This is a genomic window from Streptomyces cucumeris (assembly GCF_024295805.1).
GTDB classification, from domain to species: Bacteria; Actinomycetota; Actinomycetes; order Streptomycetales; family Streptomycetaceae; genus Streptomyces; species Streptomyces cucumeris.
Window position 1 is genome coordinate 220,264 of record NZ_JANCLX010000007.1, and the last position, 16,204, is coordinate 236,467.

The following is a 16,204-nucleotide window of genomic DNA, read 5'->3' on the forward strand; positions in this document are numbered from 1 at the left end:
GCCGCGGTCTCACCCGACCGGGTAGCCGCCGGGACCCGACTTGACGCTCAAGGGTCCCGGCGGCCGTCACCGCGCCGTCCGGTCAGTCCTCGCCGAGGAAGTCCGCCCGCGCGAGGAGGGCGGTGTCGGCGTTGTCGGAGAAGATCCCGTCGATACCGGTGGCGAAGTACGCCTTGAACGCGCCGAAGGCGTCACCGTAGGCGTTGGGGTCGGTGCCCCGGCGGAAGTCGGCGGGCAGGAAGCTGTTCTCGTTGCGCATGGTGTAGGGGTGCAGGAACAGCCCGGCCGCGTGCGCGTCCTTGACCACGCTGGTGGGGGTACCCAGCTTGCCGTCGGCGGTGCGCGGAATGATCACCGACAGATCGGGGCCGATGCCCTGGGCGAAGCCCGCGATCCACTTCAGCCCCTCGGGCTTGACCAGATCGGCCACCGTGCGCGGATCGCCCGCCTCGGTGAAGTCCCAGGGACGGCTGGTGAGGGTGGACAGCAGCACCACCGAGCGGGTGTCCACCAGCTTGCGCAGCCGCTGGATGCTGCTGGGCTCGAAGGACTGGAGGAACTGCGGGGAGTCCTTCTTGTGACGGCCGTACCGGCGCAGCAGCGGGGCGATCCGCTCCTCCAGGCCAAGACCCAGCTTGCGGAAGTAGGAGGGGTGCTTGGTCTCCACGTGCAGCCAGACCGGGCGGCCGCGCTTGCGGCCCGCCCGCTCGGCCCACCGGAGCACCTCCTCGAAGGTGGGCACCTCCCAGCGGCCGTCGTAGAGCGTGTTGCGCTGGCGGGTGCCCGGGATGCGCTCCTTGGCGCGCAGCGTCTTCAGCTCGGCGAGGGTGAAGTCCTCGGTGAACCAGCCGGTGAACTTTGTCCCGTCCACGGTCTTGGTGGTCTTGCGCCCCGCGAATTCGGGATGGTCCGAGACGTCCGTGGTGGCCGTGATGTCGTTTTCATGACGGCAGACCAGATGGCCGTCCTTAGTGGGGACGAGGTCCTGCTCGATGACGTCCGCGCCCATGTCCAGGGCGAGCTGGTACGAGCCGAGGGTGTGTTCCGGCCGGTAGCCGCTGGCTCCGCGGTGGCCGATGACGGTGGGCACCGGCAGCCCGTGCGCACGGCCGGAGTTCGCCGCGTCCGCCGCCGTGGCCGTACCCGCCCCACCGGTGGTCCCGGCGGCCTCGGCCGTACCCGCCCCGCCGAGCGCCACCGCTCCCGCACCGAGGGCCGCGGCCCCCAGGAGGGCGCGGCGTCCGGGCTGTTGCTCCCGCTCCATGAGCACTCCTCGCTCTGGTGTCCAACACACCTGTGGATGACCTGTCAGAGAACGGGCCGATGGTAGGCGGGCGCACGTGGTGAACGGGAGACGTCGGCGGAAACGCGTGGGAAACGTGTGTCAACACCGCGTATCAGGTGGGTGAACCCGGTGTGCGCGGGAGTGCGACCGGCGAGTATCGTCCTAAGGCGGCGCGGGTGTGCGGTGCGAGGACGGACCGTACGCCGGACGCGCCCGACATGACCCCGACCGGAGGACCCGTTGTCCCGATTCGCGTTCCTGAAGGCAGTACTCGGTCCGCTGATGCGCCTGATGTTCCGCCCACGGGTCGAGGGGGCGGAGCGCATTCCCGGCTCGGGCCCGGTCATCCTCGCCGGCAATCACCTCACCTTCATCGACTCGATGATCCTGCCGCTGGTCTGTGACCGTCAGGTCGTCTTCATCGGCAAGGACGCGTATGTGACCGGCAAGGGGCTCAAGGGCCGGCTGATGGCCTGGTTCTTCACCGGTGTCGGCATGATCCCGGTGGACCGGGACGGCGGTCACGGCGGGGTGGCCGCGCTGATGACCGGCCGCCGGGTGCTGGACGAGGGCAGGGTCTTCGGCATCTACCCCGAGGGCACCCGCTCCCCCGACGGCCGTCTCTACCGCGGCCGGACCGGTATCGCCCGGCTCGCCCTGATGACCGGTGCCCCGGTGGTGCCGTTCGCGATGATCGGCACCGACCGGATCCAGCCGGGCGGCAAGGGACTGCCACGGCCGGGCCGGGTGGAGGTCCGCTTCGGCGAGCCGCTGGACTTCGCCCGCTACGAGGGCATGGACCGCGACCGGTACGTGCTGCGGGCGGTGACCGACGAGGTGATGAGCGAGGTCATGCGGCTCTCCGGCCAGGAGTACGTGGACATCTACGCCACCAAGGCCAAGGCCGCCGCCTGAGGGGCACCGCCGACTGACCGTGATGCCGGGGGCAAAGCCCCTGGCCACCGTATGGGTCCGGCAACTAGGGTGCGCCGATGACCACCTCCACCGTGCCCTCCCCCGCGTTTGTCCCGCTGCGGGGCCGGCGCTTCGCCGTGACCGATTTCGGCGGGCCGGGCACCCCGGTGCTCGCCCTCCACGGTCACTTCGGCCGCGGCAGGATGTACGCGCCGCTGGCCGCCGCGCTCGCGCCGGACCGGCGGGTGATCGCGCTGGACCAGCGGGGGCACGGGCTCACCGGGGGCGGTGGTCCGTTCACCCTGGACGAGTACGTGGCCGACGCGGCGGCGCTGCTGACCGAGCTGGACCTCGGCCCGGTCCCGGTGGTCGCCCACTCCACCGGCGCGGTCGCGGCGTACGCGCTGGCCGCGCGCCATCCGGAGCTGGTGGCCGCGCTGGTCGTGGAGGACGTGGGCGCGGTGACCGACCGGCCGGTGGTGGCCCATCCGGTGCTGGATGTGTCCTCCTGGCCGACCTGGGCCGCCGATCTGGAAGGGCTGCGCGCCGGGATCGAGGACCGGGGCATCCCCGACGCCACGTACTTCCTGGACAGCGCGGAGCCGGACCGTGCGGCGGGCGGCTGGCGACTGCTGTTCCAGCCCGCCCACATGATGGCGTCCCAGCGGGCCATGTGCGGTGACTTCTGGGACGAGTGGCTGGGGTCGTCCTGTCCCGCGCTGCTGATGCGCGGTGAGCACAGCTCGCTGCTGCCGCCCGGGCACGCCCGCGAGATGGCGGACCGCCGTCCGCACACCAGGCTGCGGGAGTTCGCGGGGTGCGGCCACTGGATCCACGACGACGCGCCGGAGGCATACGCGCGGGCGGTGGGCGCCTTCCTCGCCACGCTGTAACCGGCCGGGCGGCCCGGTCAGGCCCGGGGAATCACGCCCAGGGCAGCTCCGCGCGGTGGCGCCAGTACTCCTCCGGCCCCTGGGCCAGTCCGTCCAGCAGCGTGAGCTGGCGTTCGTTCAGCCGGAGGGTGGCCGCGGCGAGGTTGGAGCGTAGCTGGGCGGTGGTGGCCGCGCCCGACAGCACCACATCCGCCCACGGCCGGTGCAGTACGGCGGCCAGCGCGACGGCGTCCGGGGTGGCCCCCGTCTCCTCGGCGACCTGACGCAGCGCGGGCGGCGCGGCCTCGGGCACGGCCAGCAGACCGTTGGCCACGGCCTCCTTGACGATGACCGACCGGCCCGCGGCCCGGGCCTCGGCGAGCGCGCTCCCGGCCGAGGGCTCCAGCAGGTTGAAGGTGGTCTGGACGGTGCGGAACAGCGGGACCCCGCCGGTCTCCACGGTGAGCGCGGCGCGGATGGCGTCGGCCTGGCGCGGTCCGCTGGTGGATACGCCGATCGTGACGCCCTCGGCGGCGAGCGCGGCCAGCCGCTCGTGGAGCGCGCGGTCGGTGAGGGCCGGGCTGTCGGGGGTGAGCGAGTGGATCTGGTAGAGGTCGAGCCGGTCGCCGAGCAGGGCGTCGGTCAGTCCGCGCTGCCGTTCATAGGCGGCGGCGCTGTGGTCCTTGACCTCGTGGGTGGTGGCGTCCAGGGACCAGTCCGCGACGTAGGTGTAGCCCCATTTGCTGCCGACCACCACGTCCCGGGCGTCCGGGTGGCCCGCCAGCCAGTCGGCGAGGAACTCCTCCGCCCGGCCGTAGGACCGTGCGGCGTCCAGATAGCGCACCCCGTGGGCGTAGGCGGTGTCCAGCAGCTCCTCGCTGCGCCGCCGCATCGCCTCGACGGTGCGCTCGGCCGGGAGGTCACGGTCCCGGCCCAGCGTGATGTATGCGGGACGGCCGACCGCGGCCAGGCCGAGTCCGATCCTGGCCGCGGGGGCGGTGATCTCCGCCAGACGCGAGAAGCCCATGGGCTCCATTGTGCGCTCAAGCCTTGGCGCCGGCCCACTCGTACTGGGCGGTGAGGTCGGTCTTGACCTCGGCGAGCTGGACGGCCACCGCCGAGGGGGCGGTACCGCCGCGGCCGCTGCGCGAGGCGAGCGCGCCGGGCACGTCGAGGACCGAGCGGACCTCCGGCGTCAGATGCGGCGAGATCTTGGCGAACTGCTCGTCGGTCAGCTCGTCCAGCTCGATGCCGGTGAGCTCGCACTCCTTGACGCAGGCGCCCGCGACCTCGTGCGCCACCCGGAACGGCACACCCTGCCGGACCAGCCATTCGGCGATGTCGGTGGCGAGCGAGAACCCGGCGGGGGCCAGTTCCTCCATCCGCTCCCGGTTGACGGTGAGCGTGGCCATCATGCCGGTGAAGGCGGGCAGCAGGACCTCGAGCTGGTCGCAGGAGTCGAAGACCGGCTCCTTGTCCTCCTGGAGGTCGCGGTTGTACGCGAGCGGCAGCGCCTTGAGGGTGGCCAGCAGCCCGGTGAGGTTGCCGATCAGCCGCCCGGACTTGCCGCGCGCCAGCTCGGCGATGTCCGGGTTCTTCTTCTGCGGCATGATCGAGGAGCCGGTGGAGAAGGCGTCGTGGAGGGTCACGAAGGAGAACTCCTTCGTGTTCCAGATGATGATCTCCTCCGCGATCCGGGAGAGGTCCACACCGATCATCGCGGTGATGAATGCGAACTCGGCGACGAAGTCCCGGGAGGCGGTGCCGTCCAGCGAGTTGGCGGACGAGCCGCGCTCGAAGCCGAGGTCGGCGGCGACCGCCTGCGGGTCGAGCCCGAGGGACGATCCGGCCAGCGCGCCGGAGCCGTAGGGCGAGACCGCGGTCCGCTCGTCCCACTGGCGCAGCCGCTCGGCGTCCCGGGAGAGCGCCTGGACGTGCGCGAGGACGTGGTGGGCGAAGAGCACCGGCTGGGCGTGCTGGAGGTGGGTGCGGCCGGGCATCGCCACGTCCGGGTGCGCCTCGGCCAGGCCCACCAGGGCGCTCTGGAGGTCGGCGATCAGCTTGCCGATGATCCGGGCGTGGTCCCGCAGATACATCCGGAAGAGGGTGGCGATCTGGTCGTTGCGGGACCGTCCGGCGCGCAGCTTGCCGCCGAGGTCGGGGCCTAGCCGCTCCAGCAGTCCGCGCTCCAGGGCGGTGTGCACGTCCTCGTCGGCGATGGTGCCGGTGAACGCGCCGGAGGCGACATCGGCCTGAAGCCGGTCGAGCCCTTCGAGCATCCGCTCCAGCTCGTCCGCAGTGAGCAGCCCGGCGGTGTGGAGGACCCGCGCGTGGGCGCGGGAACCGGCGATGTCGTACGGCGCCAGGCGCCAGTCGAAGTGCACGGAGGCGCTGAGCTTCTCCAGTGCCTCGGACGGCCCGTCGGCGAAGCGGCCGCCCCAGAGCCGGACGTCACCGCTGTTGCCGTTGCTCACGCTGTTGCTCCTCAAGGCTGTGGGTGTGCGACCGCCTCCCCGCGGTCGGGGCGGGGAGGCGGCTCGTTGCGTCGGTGCCGGGTCCGAGGCTACTGCTGGAGGTCCCGCTTGGCGGCGATCTTGCTGGACATGCCGAAGATCTCGATGAAGCCCTTGGAGAGGGACTGGTCGAAGGTGTCGCCGGTGTCGTAGGTCGCCAGGTTGAAGTCGTAGAGCGACTGCTCGGACCGGCGTCCGGTGACCACGGCCCGGCCGCCGTGCAGGGTCATCCGGATGTCACCGGAGACCTGCTGGTTGGCCTCGTGGAGGAAACCGTCCAGGGCCCGCTTCAGCGGCGAGAACCACAGACCGTCGTAGACCAGCTCGCCCCACCGCTGCTCGACCTGCCGCTTGTACCGGGCGAGCTCCCGCTCGACGGTGACGCTCTCCAGCTCCTGGTGGGCGGTGATCAGCGCGATGGCGCCCGGGGCCTCGTAGACCTCCCGGGACTTGATGCCGACGAGCCGGTCCTCGACCATGTCGATCCGGCCGACGCCCTGGGCGCCCGCCCGCTCGTTGAGCTGCTGGATCGCCTGGAGGACGGTCACCGGCCGACCGTCGAGCGCGACCGGGACACCCTCCTTGAAGGTGATGACGACCTCGTCGGCCTCGCGCGGCTCGGCCGGATCGGAGGTGTACTCGTAGACGTCCTCGATCGGCGCGTTCCAGATGTCCTCCAGGAAGCCGGTCTCCACGGCCCGCCCGAAGACGTTCTGGTCGATCGAGTACGGGGACTTCTTGGTGGTCGCGATCGGGAGGTTCTTCTCCTCGCAGAAGGCGATGCACTTGTCCCGGGTCATGGCGTAGTCCCGGACCGGAGCGATGCACTTCAGCTCCGGCGCGAGGGAGGAGATGCCCGCCTCGAACCGCACCTGGTCGTTGCCCTTGCCGGTGCAGCCGTGGGCCACGGTGGAGGCGCCGTGCTTCCTCGCCGCCGCGACCAGGTGCTTCACGATGGCCGGCCGGGAGAGGGCCGACACCAGCGGGTAGCGGTCCATGTACAGTGCGTTGGCCTTGATCGCCGGGAGGCAGTACTCCTCGGCGAACTCGTCCTTGGCGTCCGCGACCTCGGCCTCGACGGCCCCGCAGGCGAGCGCGCGCTTACGGATGACGTCCAGGTCCTCGCCGCCCTGGCCGACGTCCACGGCGACCGCGATGACCTCGGCGTTCGTCTCCTCGGCGATCCAGCCGATGGCGACGGAGGTGTCCAGACCGCCCGAGTAGGCGAGTACGACGCGCTCGGTCACGGGTATCTCCTTACGCTCCATGCACTGACTGGCATAAGTATGCACTGGGCCGTATGTTTCGTCAAAGCGAGCCGCACCGGCCCGGCGGGGCGCGGTGCCCCGGTGCGCCACCCCGCGGTGGATGGGACCATGCGCGGTGCGGGGGTATGCGCAGCTGTGGACCGAGGGGGAGTCGGTGCCGGTCAAGATGAACCAGACGATGGTGCTCGGTGTGATCGTGGTGGGGGTGCTGTGGATCAACAGTCAGGGCGACGGCGATTCCGGCGACGGGAAATCACCCGGGCCGCGTGAGACGGGCCGGTACCACGTCCAGAAGGACGACGGGAAGGACAAGAAGAAGGACGGCAAGGACGACAGGGGCGGTAAGAAGGGCGGCCACCAGCGGCCCGAGCCGCATCCGACGGTCTCCTACCCGATCAAGTTCCCGCACCACGACCGGAAGAAGTCCCGGCCGGAGCCGCGCTCCACGGTGTCGTATCCGATCAAGCATCACCGTCGCTGAGCGGGTCCTGAGCCGGACAGGTACGAGGGCATCCACGCGCGGGCCGCGCCGACGCGGCCCGCGGCGCCCGAACCGCGAATCTCGGCGGTCATTGAGACAGTTCGCTCCCCCAGCCGTATCCCCGTTCGCCGGAGCTCGTATGCGAAGGGGACAGGCCGTGACGACGCTACTGAACAGCCGGGCCGGGCGGCGGCAGGCGATGCGCCGGATCCGGCCGCGGCGCTCGCCCGCCGTACCGCTGCTGGTGATCGCCTGGGCGGGGGCCGCGGCGGTGCTGTCGTTGTGGTGGCGGAACACCCCCAACGTCGAGGGCACCACCCAGTGGCTCACCGGCGCCGGACGGCTCAGCGGGCTGCTCGGCGGGTATGTGCTGGCGCTGGTGGTGCTGCTGATGGCACGGGTTCCCGCGCTGGAACGGCGGGTGGGATCGGACCGGGTGGCGCGGTGGCACGCGATGAGCGGGCGGTACGCGCTGTGTCTGATCGTGGCGCATGTGGCGCTGATCGTCGCCGGGTACGCCGAACAGGCGGGCACCGGCCTCGTCGAACAGGCCGTGACGGTGGTGACGGACTTCCCCGACATGATCGAGGCCACCATCGGCACCGTGACCCTGGTGGTGATCGGGCTGATCTCCGCGGGGATGGTGCGCCGCCGGATCTCCTACGAGATCTGGTACTACCTGCATCTGCTGACCTACGCCGCGGTGTTCCTGACCTTCTGGCACCAGCTCTCGACCGGTGCGGAGTTCGTGGGGGACGAGACGGCGCAGACCGCGTGGTACGCGCTGTACGGGGCGGTCACCGCGCTGGTCGTCTGGTACCGGCTGCTGATGCCGCTGCGGCTGAACCTGATGCACCGGATGCGGGTGGAGGCCGTGGTGCCGGAGGCGCCCGGGATGGTGTCGGTGCTGATCAAGGGGCGGCGGCTGCACCGGCTGGGCGCCGAGGCGGGCCAGTTCTTCCGGTGGCGCTTCCTGGCGCCCGGTCTGCGCTGGGGTTCGCATCCGTACTCGCTGTCCGCACCGCCCCGGCCCGAACTGCTGCGGATCACCGTGAAGGCGGTGGGCGGACACAGCTCGGGGCTGGCCTCGCTGGAGCCCGGTACGCGGGTGTGGGCGGAGGGCCCGTACGGGGCGATGACCGCGGCGCGGCGCAGCCGCGGCAAGGTGCTGATGATCGCCGGTGGTGCCGGGATCACCCCGATCCGGGCGCTGTTCGAGACGCTGCCCGGCCGGGGCGGCGACCTCACCCTGCTCTACCGGGCGCGGAGCGTGGACGACCTGGCGCTGTGGGGCGAGCTGAAGCAGATCGCCAACGAGCGCGGGGCCCGGCTGCTGTACGCGGTGAACGGCCCGGACGGCGCCCGTCCGGAGATCACCTCGGAGCGGCTGCGGTCGCTGCTGCCCGATGTCGAGGACCACGACGTCTATCTGTGCGGGCCGCCGGGGCTCGCCGAACACGCGTATGAGGCGCTGCGCGAGGCCGGGGTGCCGGACCGCCGCATCCACCACGAATCCTTCGAACTCTGACGATCCGAACGCTGTGACCGAGGTGAAGCCATGAAGAGGAAGCATCCGCTGCGCCGCATCATCCTGGGCACGGCCGCGACCGTCGCCGGTGTGGTGGCGCTGCTCGCGCTGAAGCAGCCCGCTTCGGGCGGCGGGGACACCGTCGCCCAGCCCGGAGCGGCGGGGCAGGCGCCCCCGGCCGCGGCCACCGCGCCGGCCGAGGGCGGTGGCGCCACGGGGAACGGCCAGGCGGGCGGCGGTGGCGGCGGTGGCGCCGCCACCCGGACCGTCACCGGGGACGAGGCCCGCACCCAGTACGGACCGGTGCAGGTCCGGCTCACCGTCAGCGGGACGAAGATCACCGCCGCGCAGGCGGTCAAGACGCCCGACTCCGAGCCGCAGAGCGTCCAGATCGCCAAGAACGCGGTGCCGAAGCTCAATCAGCAGGCGGTGGCCGCGGCCAAGGTGGACACCGTCTCCGGTGCCACCTACACCAGCCAGGGGTACGCCACCTCGCTCCAGAGCGCCCTCGACAAGGCAGGTGTGAAATGAGCTGTGAACTCGAACCGCTGCGCCATGTCGAGCACGTCATGGGCACGGTCTTCTCCTTCGATGTGCGCGAGGTGCCGGACGCGGCCCGGCCGCGGGTACAGGCGGCGCTGGACGGCGCCGTGGTCGGACTCCACCGGGTGGACGAGCTGTTCTCCCCCTTCCGGCCGGAGAGCCAGATCAGCCGGCTGGCCCGCGGTGAGCTCAACGTCGCCCAGTGCGATCCGGACGTCCGCGACGTCCTGCGGATGTGCGAGGACGCCGAGTACCGCAGCGGTGGCTGGTTCAGCGCCCGCTACGCCGGCGGACAGCCGGATCCCACCGGGCTGGTCAAGGGATGGGCGGTGGAACGTGCCGCCCGGATGCTGGACTCGGCGGGCGCCGGGTCGGTGTGTGTCAACGGCGGCGGTGACGTACAGGTGCACGGCGGACCGTGGCGGGTCGGGGTGACCGATCCGCACCGGCGCGGTGAGCTGATCGCGGTCGTGGAGACGCGGGGCGAACTGGCGGTGGCGACCTCCGGCCCGGCCGAGCGGGGCTGTCACATCCTGGATCCGCACACCGGTCTCCCCCCGGCGCAGGACCTCGCCTCGGTGACGGTGATCGCCACCAGCCTGGCCGACGCGGACGCCTGGGCGACGGCGGCCTGTGCGATGGGCGCCGAACGGGCCCGGCCGTGGCTGCAACGGCTCGCCGGGGCCGAGGCGTTCGTGGTCACGGCGAGCGGCGGCACCTGGCAGACCAGTGGTTTCGCCCGGTACACGGCGGGGCTGTGCGGGGTGTAGCCGGTGCGCGCGGACGCCGTCAGCGGTGGCCGCGGACGGCGTCCGCGAGCAGCGGGGCGTGGGAGTGGTCGAGGTCCCTGGTGGCGGTGAGGAGGGTCAGCGGCCCGGCCGCGGCCCGCTCCCGCAGCTCCGCCACGGCCTGGGCCCGCTCCGGGTCGGCCAGTTCGGCGCGGTAGCGCCGGGCGAACTCGGCGTAGCGCTCGGGCTGGTGGCCGAACCAGCGGCGCAGCCCGGTCGAGGGGGCGGCGGCCTTGGCCCATGCGTCCAGCCGGGCGTCGTCCCTGGTGAGGCCCCGGGGCCAGACGCGGTCCACCAGGACACGGGCGCCGTCGTCCGGCTCCGGCGCCTCGTACACCCGGCGGACACGGACACCGGGCCGTGTGCTGTCGGCCATGTCATCCATGGAACCATCCCCGTGGCCACCACCCCGGCGGATAATGCGCCACATGGGAAAGGTATACGAACGGATCGACGGCAGGCTGCGGACCTTTATCGAACAGCAGAAGATCTTCTTCACGGCCACCGCCCCGCTGGACGGCGACGGGACGGTGAACCTCTCGCCGAAGGGGCTGGCCGGTTCCTTCGCCGTACTCGACGAACGGACGGTGGCGTACCTGGACTTCGCCGGGAGTAACGCCGAGACCATCGCCCATCTGCGGGAGAACGGCCGCATCACGCTGATGTGGTGCGCCTTCACCGGCCCGCCGAACATCGTGCGGGTGCACGGCCGTGGGGAGCCGGTCTTCCGGGACGACCCGCGGTTCGCCGGGCTGGTGGAGCACTTCCCCGAGGTGGACACCGACGCGCACGGGCTGCGCGCGGTCATCGTGGTGACGGCCGAGCTGATCCGGGACTCCTGTGGTTTCGCGGTCCCGTATCTGGACTACCGCGAGGAGCGCACCCTGCACGGCGACCGCTTCCGCCGGGAGGACGACGCCTCGCTCAGCCGCTACTTCGAGAAGAAGGGGCACATCGCGCGGAGCATCGACGGGCTGCCGGGACTGCCGCTTCCGCTTCCGCCGGGCCCGGCCTGAGAGGCCGGCCCCGCGAAAGCGGTCAGCGCGCCTTCTGGGCCAGCCTCAGCAGATGGTCGGCGAGCGCCTGCCCGCCCGCCGGATCCCGGCTGATCAGCAGCACCGTGTCATCGCCCGCGATGGTGCCGAGGATGGCGTGCAGCTCCGCCGAGTCGATGGACGAGGCCAGGAACTGGGCGGCGCCGGGCGGGGTGCGCAGCACCACGAGGTTGGCCGACGCCTCGGCGGAGATGAGGAGTTCACCCGCCAGCCGTGCCATCCGCGCCTCGCTCGCCGACTCGCCGAGCGGGGCGCGCGGGGTACGGTCGCCGCCCTCGCTGGGCACCGCGTAGATCAGCTCGCCGCCGGTGTTGCGGATCTTCACCGCGCCCAGTTCGTCCAGGTCGCGGGAGAGCGTCGCCTGGGTGACGGAGAGTCCGTCGTCGGCGAGCAGCTTCGCGAGCTGGCTCTGGGAGCGGACCGGCTGCCGGTTCAGGATGTCCACGATCCGGCGGTGGCGGGCGGTGCGGGTCTGCGGCACGGACGGTCCGTTGTGGTTCGTCCCGGCGTCCTGGGCCTCGGTGTGCTGCGCCTCGGTCATCGTCTCGTCAGTCTCCGGCTCGTCGTTCCCCGTGGCCCCCGTGTGCGGCGTCCAGGACGGCGGGCAGCTCCCGGAGGAAGGTGTCCAGCTCGCCGTCGGCGACGACGAGCGGCGGGGCCAGCCGGACCACGTCCGGAGCGACCGCGTTCACCAGGAGTCCCGCGTCCTGAGCCGCCTGCTGCACCTGTGGCGCGAGGGACTCTGTGAGCACGATACCCAGCAGCAGCCCGGCACCACGGACCTGGCTGATCAACGGGTGGCCGAGCGACGCGATTCCGTCACGCAACCGCTCCCCCGCACGCTTGACGCGGTCCAGGGCCCCGTCGGCCTCCAGGGTGTCCAGCACGGCCAGCGCGGCGGCGCACGCCACGGGGTTCCCGCCGAAGGTGGATCCGTGCTGACCTGGGGTCAGCAGATCGGCGGCGGGGCCGAAGGCGAGGGTCGCGCCGATCGGCAGACCGCCGCCGAGCCCCTTGGCGAGGGTGACCACATCGGGCTCCACGCCCTGTGCCCGGTGCTCGAACCAGTGGCCGGTGCGGCCGATTCCGGTCTGGATCTCGTCGATCACCAGCAGGGTGCCGGTGGCCCGGGTGATCTCGCGGGCCGCGGCGAGATAGCCCGCCGGTGGCACCACGACGCCGTTCTCGCCCTGGACCGGTTCGACGATGACGAAGGCGGTGTCGGTGGTGACGGCCGCGCGCAGCGCCTCGGTGTCGCCGTAGGGGACATGGGTGACCTCGCCGGGCAGCGGAAGGAAAGGTTCCTGCTTGGCCGGCTGGCCGGTCAGTGCCAGGGCGCCCATGGTGCGGCCGTGGAAACCGCCGGTGGTGGCCACCATGTGGGTGCGGCCGGTCCGCCGTCCGATCTTGAACGCGGCCTCGACCGCCTCCGCACCGGAGTTGGAGAAGTAGACCCGCCCGGTGCGGCCGGAGAGCCCCAGCAGCCGCTCGGCGAGGGCCACCGGCGGTTCCGCCATGAACAGGTTGGAGACATGGCCGAGGGTGGCGATCTGGTCGGACACCGCCCGGACGACGGCGGGGTGGCCGTGGCCCAGGGCGTTGACGGCGATTCCGCCGACGAAGTCCAGGTACTCCTTGCCGTCGGCGTCCCACAGCCGGGCGCCCTCGCCGTGGGTGAGGGCGAGGCGGGGGGTGCCGTAGTTGTCCATCAGCGCCCCCTGCCAGCGCTGTGCGAGTCCGGTGTTGCTCAACTGTCCTCCCCCTCGTCGTGGGCCGTGCCGCCGGCCGGGTCCGGAACGATCATGGTGCCGATGCCCTCGTCGGTGAAGATCTCCAGCAGGATGGAGTGCTGGACCCGGCCGTCGAGCACCCGGGCGGTGGTGACGCCGTTGCGCACGGCGTGCAGACAGCCCTCCATCTTGGGCACCATGCCGCTGGCCAGCTCCGGCAGCAGCTTCTCCAGCTCGCTCGCGGTGAGCTGGCTGATCACCTCGTCACTGTCCGGCCAGTCCGCGTACAGCCCCTCCACGTCGGTGAGGACCATCAGCGTCTCGGCGCCGAGGGCGGCGGCCAGCGCGGCGGCGGCGGTGTCGGCGTTGATGTTGTAGACATGGCCGTCGTCGGCGCTGCGGGCGATCGAGGAGATCACCGGGATCCGGCCGTCGTCCAGCAGCGCCCGGACCGCGCCCGCGTCGATCTCGGTGATCTCACCGACCCGGCCGATGTCCACGCGTTCGCCGTCGATCTCGGCCCAGCGCTTGGTGGCGGTCATGGTGTGGGCGTCCTCGCCGGTCAGACCGACGGCCAGCGGGCCGTGCTGGTTGAGCAGACCGACCAGTTCGCGCTGGACCTGTCCGGCCAGCACCATCCGCACCACGTCCATGGCCTCGGGCGAGGTGACCCGCAGACCGGCCTTGAACTCCGAGACCAGGCCCAGCTTGTCGAGCTGGGCGCTGATCTGCGGGCCGCCGCCGTGGACCACGACGGGGCGCAGTCCGGCGTGCCGGAGGAAGACCACGTCCTGGGCGAAGGCGGCCTTCAGCTCCTCGTCGACCATCGCGTTGCCACCGAACTTGATCACGACGGTCTTGCCGTGGTGGCGGGTCAGCCAGGGCAGCGCCTCGATGAGGGTGCGGGCCTTGGGCAGCGCGGTGTGCCTGCGGGCGGTGTGACGAGTGGTGTCGTCAGGGGTGGCGGGATTCGTCTGCGTCATGAGGAGTAGGCGCTGTTCTCGTGGACGTAGTCGGCGGTCAGGTCATTGGCCCAGATGACGGCCGAGGCGCTGCCCGCGGACAGATCGGCGGTGATCCGTACCTCGCGGTAGCGCATGTCGACCAGTTCGCGGTCCTCGCCGACCGAACTGTTCTTGCAGACCCATACGTCGTTGATGGCGACGTTGAGCTGGTCGGGATCGAAGGCGGCGGAGGTGGTGCCGATCGCGGAGAGCACCCGGCCCCAGTTGGGGTCCTCGCCGTGGATGGCGCACTTGAGGAGGTTGTTCCGGGCGATGGAGCGGCCCACCTCGACGGCGTCGTCCTCGGTGGCCGCGCCGATGACCTCGATCCGGATGTCCTTGGAGGCGCCCTCGGCGTCCCCGATCAGCTGACGGGCGAGGTCGTCGCAGACCGCGCGGACCGCCTCGGCGAACTCGGCCCGGTCGGGGGCGACGTGGGAGGCACCGGAGGCCAGCAGCAGCACGGTGTCATTGGTGGACATACAGCCGTCGGAGTCCACCCGGTCGAAGGTGGTGCGGGTGGCGGCGCGCAGCGCGGTGTCGAGTCCGGGGGCGGCCACGTCGGCGTCGGTGGTCAGGACGACGAGCATGGTGGCGAGGCCCGGGGCCAGCATGCCAGCGCCCTTGGCCATGCCGCCGACCGTCCAGGCGCCGTCCGCGCTCTGTACGACGGCCGTCTTGTGCACGGTGTCGGTGGTCTTGATGGCGATGGCGGCCTTCTCACCGCCGTGCGGGGAGAGGGCGGCGGCGGCCTTGTCGACACCGGGCAGCAGGGCGTCCATCGGCAGCCGGATGCCGATGAGCCCGGTGGAGGCGACGGCCACCTCGCCCGCGCTGTGCCCGAGGACGTCCGCGACCTTCTCGGCGGTCGCATGGGTGTCCTGGAAGCCGAGCGGACCGGTGCAGGCGTTGGCGCCACCGGAGTTGAGGATCACCGCGGAGACCTGTCCGCCCCTGAGCACCTGCTCGGACCAGAGCACCGGAGCGGCCTTGACCCGGTTGGAGGTGAACACGCCCGCGGCGGCGAGGCGCGGCCCGGTGTTGACGACGAGGGCGAGATCGGGGTTTCCGTTCTCCTTGATGCCTGCCGCGACGCCGGAGGCGGTGAAGCCCTTGGCGGCCGTAACGCTCATGGAGCGACTCCGATCGTGGAAAGTCCCAGCTCCTCGGGGAGGCTGAGGGCGATGTTCATGCTCTGCACCGCGCCACCGGCGGTGCCCTTGGTGAGGTTGTCGATGGCGCTGATCACGACGGCGCGGCCGGCCGCCTCGTCGAGGGCCACCTGGAGCAGCGCGGCATTGGATCCGTACACGGCGGCGGTGGACGGCCACTGCCCCTCGGGCAGCAGCCGGACGAACGGCTCGTCGCGCAGCGCCTTGTCGTACGCGGCCCGCAGCGCCTCGCCCGTCACCCCGGGCCTGACCTTGGCGCTGCAGGTGGCGAGGATGCCGCGGGGCATGGGGGCGAGGGTCGGGGTGAAGGAGACGGAGACGCGCTCACCCGCGGCGGCGGAGAGGTTCTGGATCATCTCGGGGGTGTGCCGGTGGCCGCCGCCCACGCCGTACGGGCTCATGGCGCCCATGACCTCGCTGCCCAGCAGATGCGGCTTGGGCGCCTTGCCCGCCCCGGAGGTGCCGGAGGCGGCGACGATCACGGCCTCGGGCTCGACGAGCCCGGCGGCGTACGCGGGGAAGAGCGCGAGCGAGACGGCGGTCGGGTAGCAGCCGGGCACCGCGACGCGCCGGGAGCCTTCCAGTGCGGCGCGGGCCCCGGGCAGCTCGGGGAGGCCGTACGGCCAGGTACCGGCGTGCGGCGAACCGTAGAACCGCTCCCAGTCCGCCGCGTCGGCCAGCCGGAAGTCGGCACCGCAGTCGATCACCAGGACCTGGTCCCCCAGCTGCTCGGCGACGGCGGCGGACTGGCCGTGCGGCAGCGCGAGGAAGACCACGTCATGCCCGGCCAGGGCATCCGCGGTGGTCGGCTGAAGGACCCGGTCGGCGAGCGGGAGCAGCTGCGGCTGGAGGACGGCGAGCGGCTGTCCGGCGTTGGAGTTGCCGGTCAGGGCACCGATCTCGATCTCGGGGTGGGCCAGCAGCAGACGCAGCAGCTCGCCGCCCGCGTATCCGCTCGCCCCTGCCACCGCAGCACGTACCGCCATCGCTGTCCTCCTCAGGTATGGCATGACTATACGATCGAGGACAGTTTTATGCAAAGGATGGCGA

General features: G+C 71.8%; 17 protein-coding genes. 7 read left to right on the top strand and 10 right to left on the bottom strand.

Annotated elements, in window-relative coordinates; genetic code table 11:
• Positions 1-82 precede the first annotated feature (82 nt).
• Entirely contained in the window at positions 83-1,264 is a 1,182-nt protein-coding gene (locus NMK44_RS13525; RefSeq protein ID WP_254742253.1) for a glycerophosphodiester phosphodiesterase, read from the bottom strand.
• A gap of 261 nt (positions 1,265-1,525) precedes the next feature.
• Between NMK44_RS13525 and NMK44_RS13530 the strand changes: the two genes are divergently transcribed.
• Together NMK44_RS13530 and NMK44_RS13535 are read left to right on the top strand one after the other, a co-directional pair.
• Complete coding sequence (locus NMK44_RS13530; RefSeq protein WP_254742256.1) at positions 1,526-2,200, top strand: lysophospholipid acyltransferase family protein; 675 nt, start codon at positions 1,526-1,528, stop codon at positions 2,198-2,200.
• 77 nt (positions 2,201-2,277) lie between these two features.
• Entirely contained in the window at positions 2,278-3,093 is an 816-nt protein-coding gene (locus tag NMK44_RS13535) for an alpha/beta fold hydrolase (protein ID WP_254742259.1), read from the top strand.
• A 31-nt stretch (positions 3,094-3,124) separates the two neighbouring features.
• On the opposite strand, the gene NMK44_RS13540 is transcribed toward NMK44_RS13535, so the two are convergent.
• The 3 genes from NMK44_RS13540 to NMK44_RS13550 form a co-directional block, all read right to left on the bottom strand.
• Complete coding sequence (locus tag NMK44_RS13540) at positions 3,125-4,099, bottom strand: aldo/keto reductase (RefSeq protein ID WP_254742262.1); 975 nt, start codon at positions 4,097-4,099, stop codon at positions 3,125-3,127.
• Positions 4,100-4,115: 16 nt separating this feature from the next.
• A complete protein-coding gene (gene argH, locus NMK44_RS13545) occupies positions 4,116-5,546 on the bottom strand; it encodes an argininosuccinate lyase (protein WP_254742265.1) in 1,431 nt (476 codons plus the stop codon).
• Positions 5,547-5,635: 89 nt separating this feature from the next.
• Positions 5,636-6,832, bottom strand: coding sequence for an argininosuccinate synthase (locus tag NMK44_RS13550; protein WP_254742268.1), 1,197 nt, complete (start codon positions 6,830-6,832; stop codon positions 5,636-5,638).
• Positions 6,833-6,953: 121 nt separating this feature from the next.
• Here NMK44_RS13550 and NMK44_RS13555 point away from each other — a divergent pair, with 121 nt between their 5' ends.
• The 4 genes from NMK44_RS13555 to NMK44_RS13570 all read left to right on the top strand — a co-directional run bounded on the left by NMK44_RS13555 (position 6,954) and on the right by NMK44_RS13570 (position 10,175).
• Positions 6,954-7,334, top strand: coding sequence for a hypothetical protein (locus NMK44_RS13555; protein ID WP_254742271.1), 381 nt, complete (start codon positions 6,954-6,956; stop codon positions 7,332-7,334).
• A gap of 139 nt (positions 7,335-7,473) precedes the next feature.
• Positions 7,474-8,862, top strand: a complete 1,389-nt coding sequence (locus tag NMK44_RS13560) for a ferredoxin reductase family protein (protein WP_254742274.1) — start codon at positions 7,474-7,476, stop codon at positions 8,860-8,862.
• A 30-nt stretch (positions 8,863-8,892) separates the two neighbouring features.
• Positions 8,893-9,393, top strand: a complete 501-nt coding sequence (locus tag NMK44_RS13565; RefSeq protein WP_254742277.1) for an FMN-binding protein — start codon at positions 8,893-8,895, stop codon at positions 9,391-9,393.
• A complete protein-coding gene (locus NMK44_RS13570) occupies positions 9,390-10,175 on the top strand; it encodes an FAD:protein FMN transferase (protein ID WP_254742280.1) in 786 nt (261 codons plus the stop codon). The genes NMK44_RS13565 and NMK44_RS13570 overlap by 4 nt, the downstream gene beginning before the upstream one ends.
• Before the next feature lie 19 nt (positions 10,176-10,194).
• Here the strand turns inward: NMK44_RS13570 and NMK44_RS13575 are convergent, their stop codons facing one another.
• On the bottom strand, positions 10,195-10,569 hold the full coding sequence (locus NMK44_RS13575) for a DUF488 domain-containing protein (protein ID WP_254742283.1): 375 nt from the start codon (positions 10,567-10,569) through the stop codon (positions 10,195-10,197).
• A 52-nt stretch (positions 10,570-10,621) separates the two neighbouring features.
• Between NMK44_RS13575 and NMK44_RS13580 the strand changes: the two genes are divergently transcribed.
• Positions 10,622-11,209 carry a pyridoxamine 5'-phosphate oxidase family protein gene (locus NMK44_RS13580; RefSeq protein WP_254742286.1) on the top strand — a complete coding sequence of 196 codons (588 nt, stop codon included), beginning with the start codon at positions 10,622-10,624 and terminating at the stop codon, positions 11,207-11,209.
• 22 nt (positions 11,210-11,231) lie between these two features.
• Here NMK44_RS13580 and NMK44_RS13585 read toward each other — a convergent pair whose 3' ends face one another.
• The 5 genes from NMK44_RS13585 to argC are packed head-to-tail and all read right to left on the bottom strand — an operon-like array spanning position 11,232 to position 16,140.
• Positions 11,232-11,789, bottom strand: a complete 558-nt coding sequence (locus NMK44_RS13585; protein WP_254742289.1) for an arginine repressor — start codon at positions 11,787-11,789, stop codon at positions 11,232-11,234.
• A 7-nt stretch (positions 11,790-11,796) separates the two neighbouring features.
• The gene (locus tag NMK44_RS13590) at positions 11,797-12,999 is read right to left on the bottom strand and encodes an acetylornithine transaminase (protein ID WP_254742292.1); all 1,203 of its coding nucleotides are present in this window, start codon (positions 12,997-12,999) and stop codon (positions 11,797-11,799) included.
• Entirely contained in the window at positions 12,996-13,961 is a 966-nt protein-coding gene (argB, locus tag NMK44_RS13595) for an acetylglutamate kinase (protein ID WP_254742295.1), read from the bottom strand. Before argB ends, NMK44_RS13590 begins: the two co-directional genes overlap by 4 nt.
• On the bottom strand, positions 13,958-15,115 hold the full coding sequence (gene argJ, locus NMK44_RS13600; RefSeq protein WP_254742298.1) for a bifunctional glutamate N-acetyltransferase/amino-acid acetyltransferase ArgJ: 1,158 nt from the start codon (positions 15,113-15,115) through the stop codon (positions 13,958-13,960). The genes argB and argJ overlap by 4 nt, the downstream gene beginning before the upstream one ends.
• Positions 15,112-16,140 carry an N-acetyl-gamma-glutamyl-phosphate reductase gene (argC, locus tag NMK44_RS13605; RefSeq protein ID WP_254742301.1) on the bottom strand — a complete coding sequence of 343 codons (1,029 nt, stop codon included), beginning with the start codon at positions 16,138-16,140 and terminating at the stop codon, positions 15,112-15,114. Before argC ends, argJ begins: the two co-directional genes overlap by 4 nt.
• Positions 16,141-16,204 lie beyond the last annotated feature (64 nt).

What these genes read in the sequence shown, in the direction of transcription:
- NMK44_RS13525 (WP_254742253.1), bottom strand. Translation starts at nt 1,264, where the DNA reads ATGGAGCGGGAGCAACAGCCCGGACGCCGCGCCCTCCTGGGGGCCGCG.
- NMK44_RS13535 (WP_254742259.1), top strand. Translation starts at nt 2,278, where the DNA reads ATGACCACCTCCACCGTGCCCTCCCCCGCGTTTGTCCCGCTGCGGGGC.
- NMK44_RS13540 (WP_254742262.1), bottom strand. Translation starts at nt 4,099, where the DNA reads ATGGGCTTCTCGCGTCTGGCGGAGATCACCGCCCCCGCGGCCAGGATC.
- NMK44_RS13555 (WP_254742271.1), top strand. Translation starts at nt 6,954, where the DNA reads ATGGGACCATGCGCGGTGCGGGGGTATGCGCAGCTGTGGACCGAGGGG.
- NMK44_RS13560 (WP_254742274.1), top strand. Translation starts at nt 7,474, where the DNA reads ATGCGAAGGGGACAGGCCGTGACGACGCTACTGAACAGCCGGGCCGGG.
- NMK44_RS13565 (WP_254742277.1), top strand. Translation starts at nt 8,893, where the DNA reads ATGAAGAGGAAGCATCCGCTGCGCCGCATCATCCTGGGCACGGCCGCG.
- NMK44_RS13570 (WP_254742280.1), top strand. Translation starts at nt 9,390, where the DNA reads ATGAGCTGTGAACTCGAACCGCTGCGCCATGTCGAGCACGTCATGGGC.
- NMK44_RS13575 (WP_254742283.1), bottom strand. Translation starts at nt 10,569, where the DNA reads ATGGCCGACAGCACACGGCCCGGTGTCCGTGTCCGCCGGGTGTACGAG.
- NMK44_RS13580 (WP_254742286.1), top strand. Translation starts at nt 10,622, where the DNA reads ATGGGAAAGGTATACGAACGGATCGACGGCAGGCTGCGGACCTTTATC.
- NMK44_RS13585 (WP_254742289.1), bottom strand. Translation starts at nt 11,789, where the DNA reads ATGACCGAGGCGCAGCACACCGAGGCCCAGGACGCCGGGACGAACCAC.
- argB (WP_254742295.1), bottom strand. Translation starts at nt 13,961, where the DNA reads ATGACGCAGACGAATCCCGCCACCCCTGACGACACCACTCGTCACACC.
- argJ (WP_254742298.1), bottom strand. Translation starts at nt 15,115, where the DNA reads ATGAGCGTTACGGCCGCCAAGGGCTTCACCGCCTCCGGCGTCGCGGCA.
- argC (WP_254742301.1), bottom strand. Translation starts at nt 16,140, where the DNA reads ATGGCGGTACGTGCTGCGGTGGCAGGGGCGAGCGGATACGCGGGCGGC.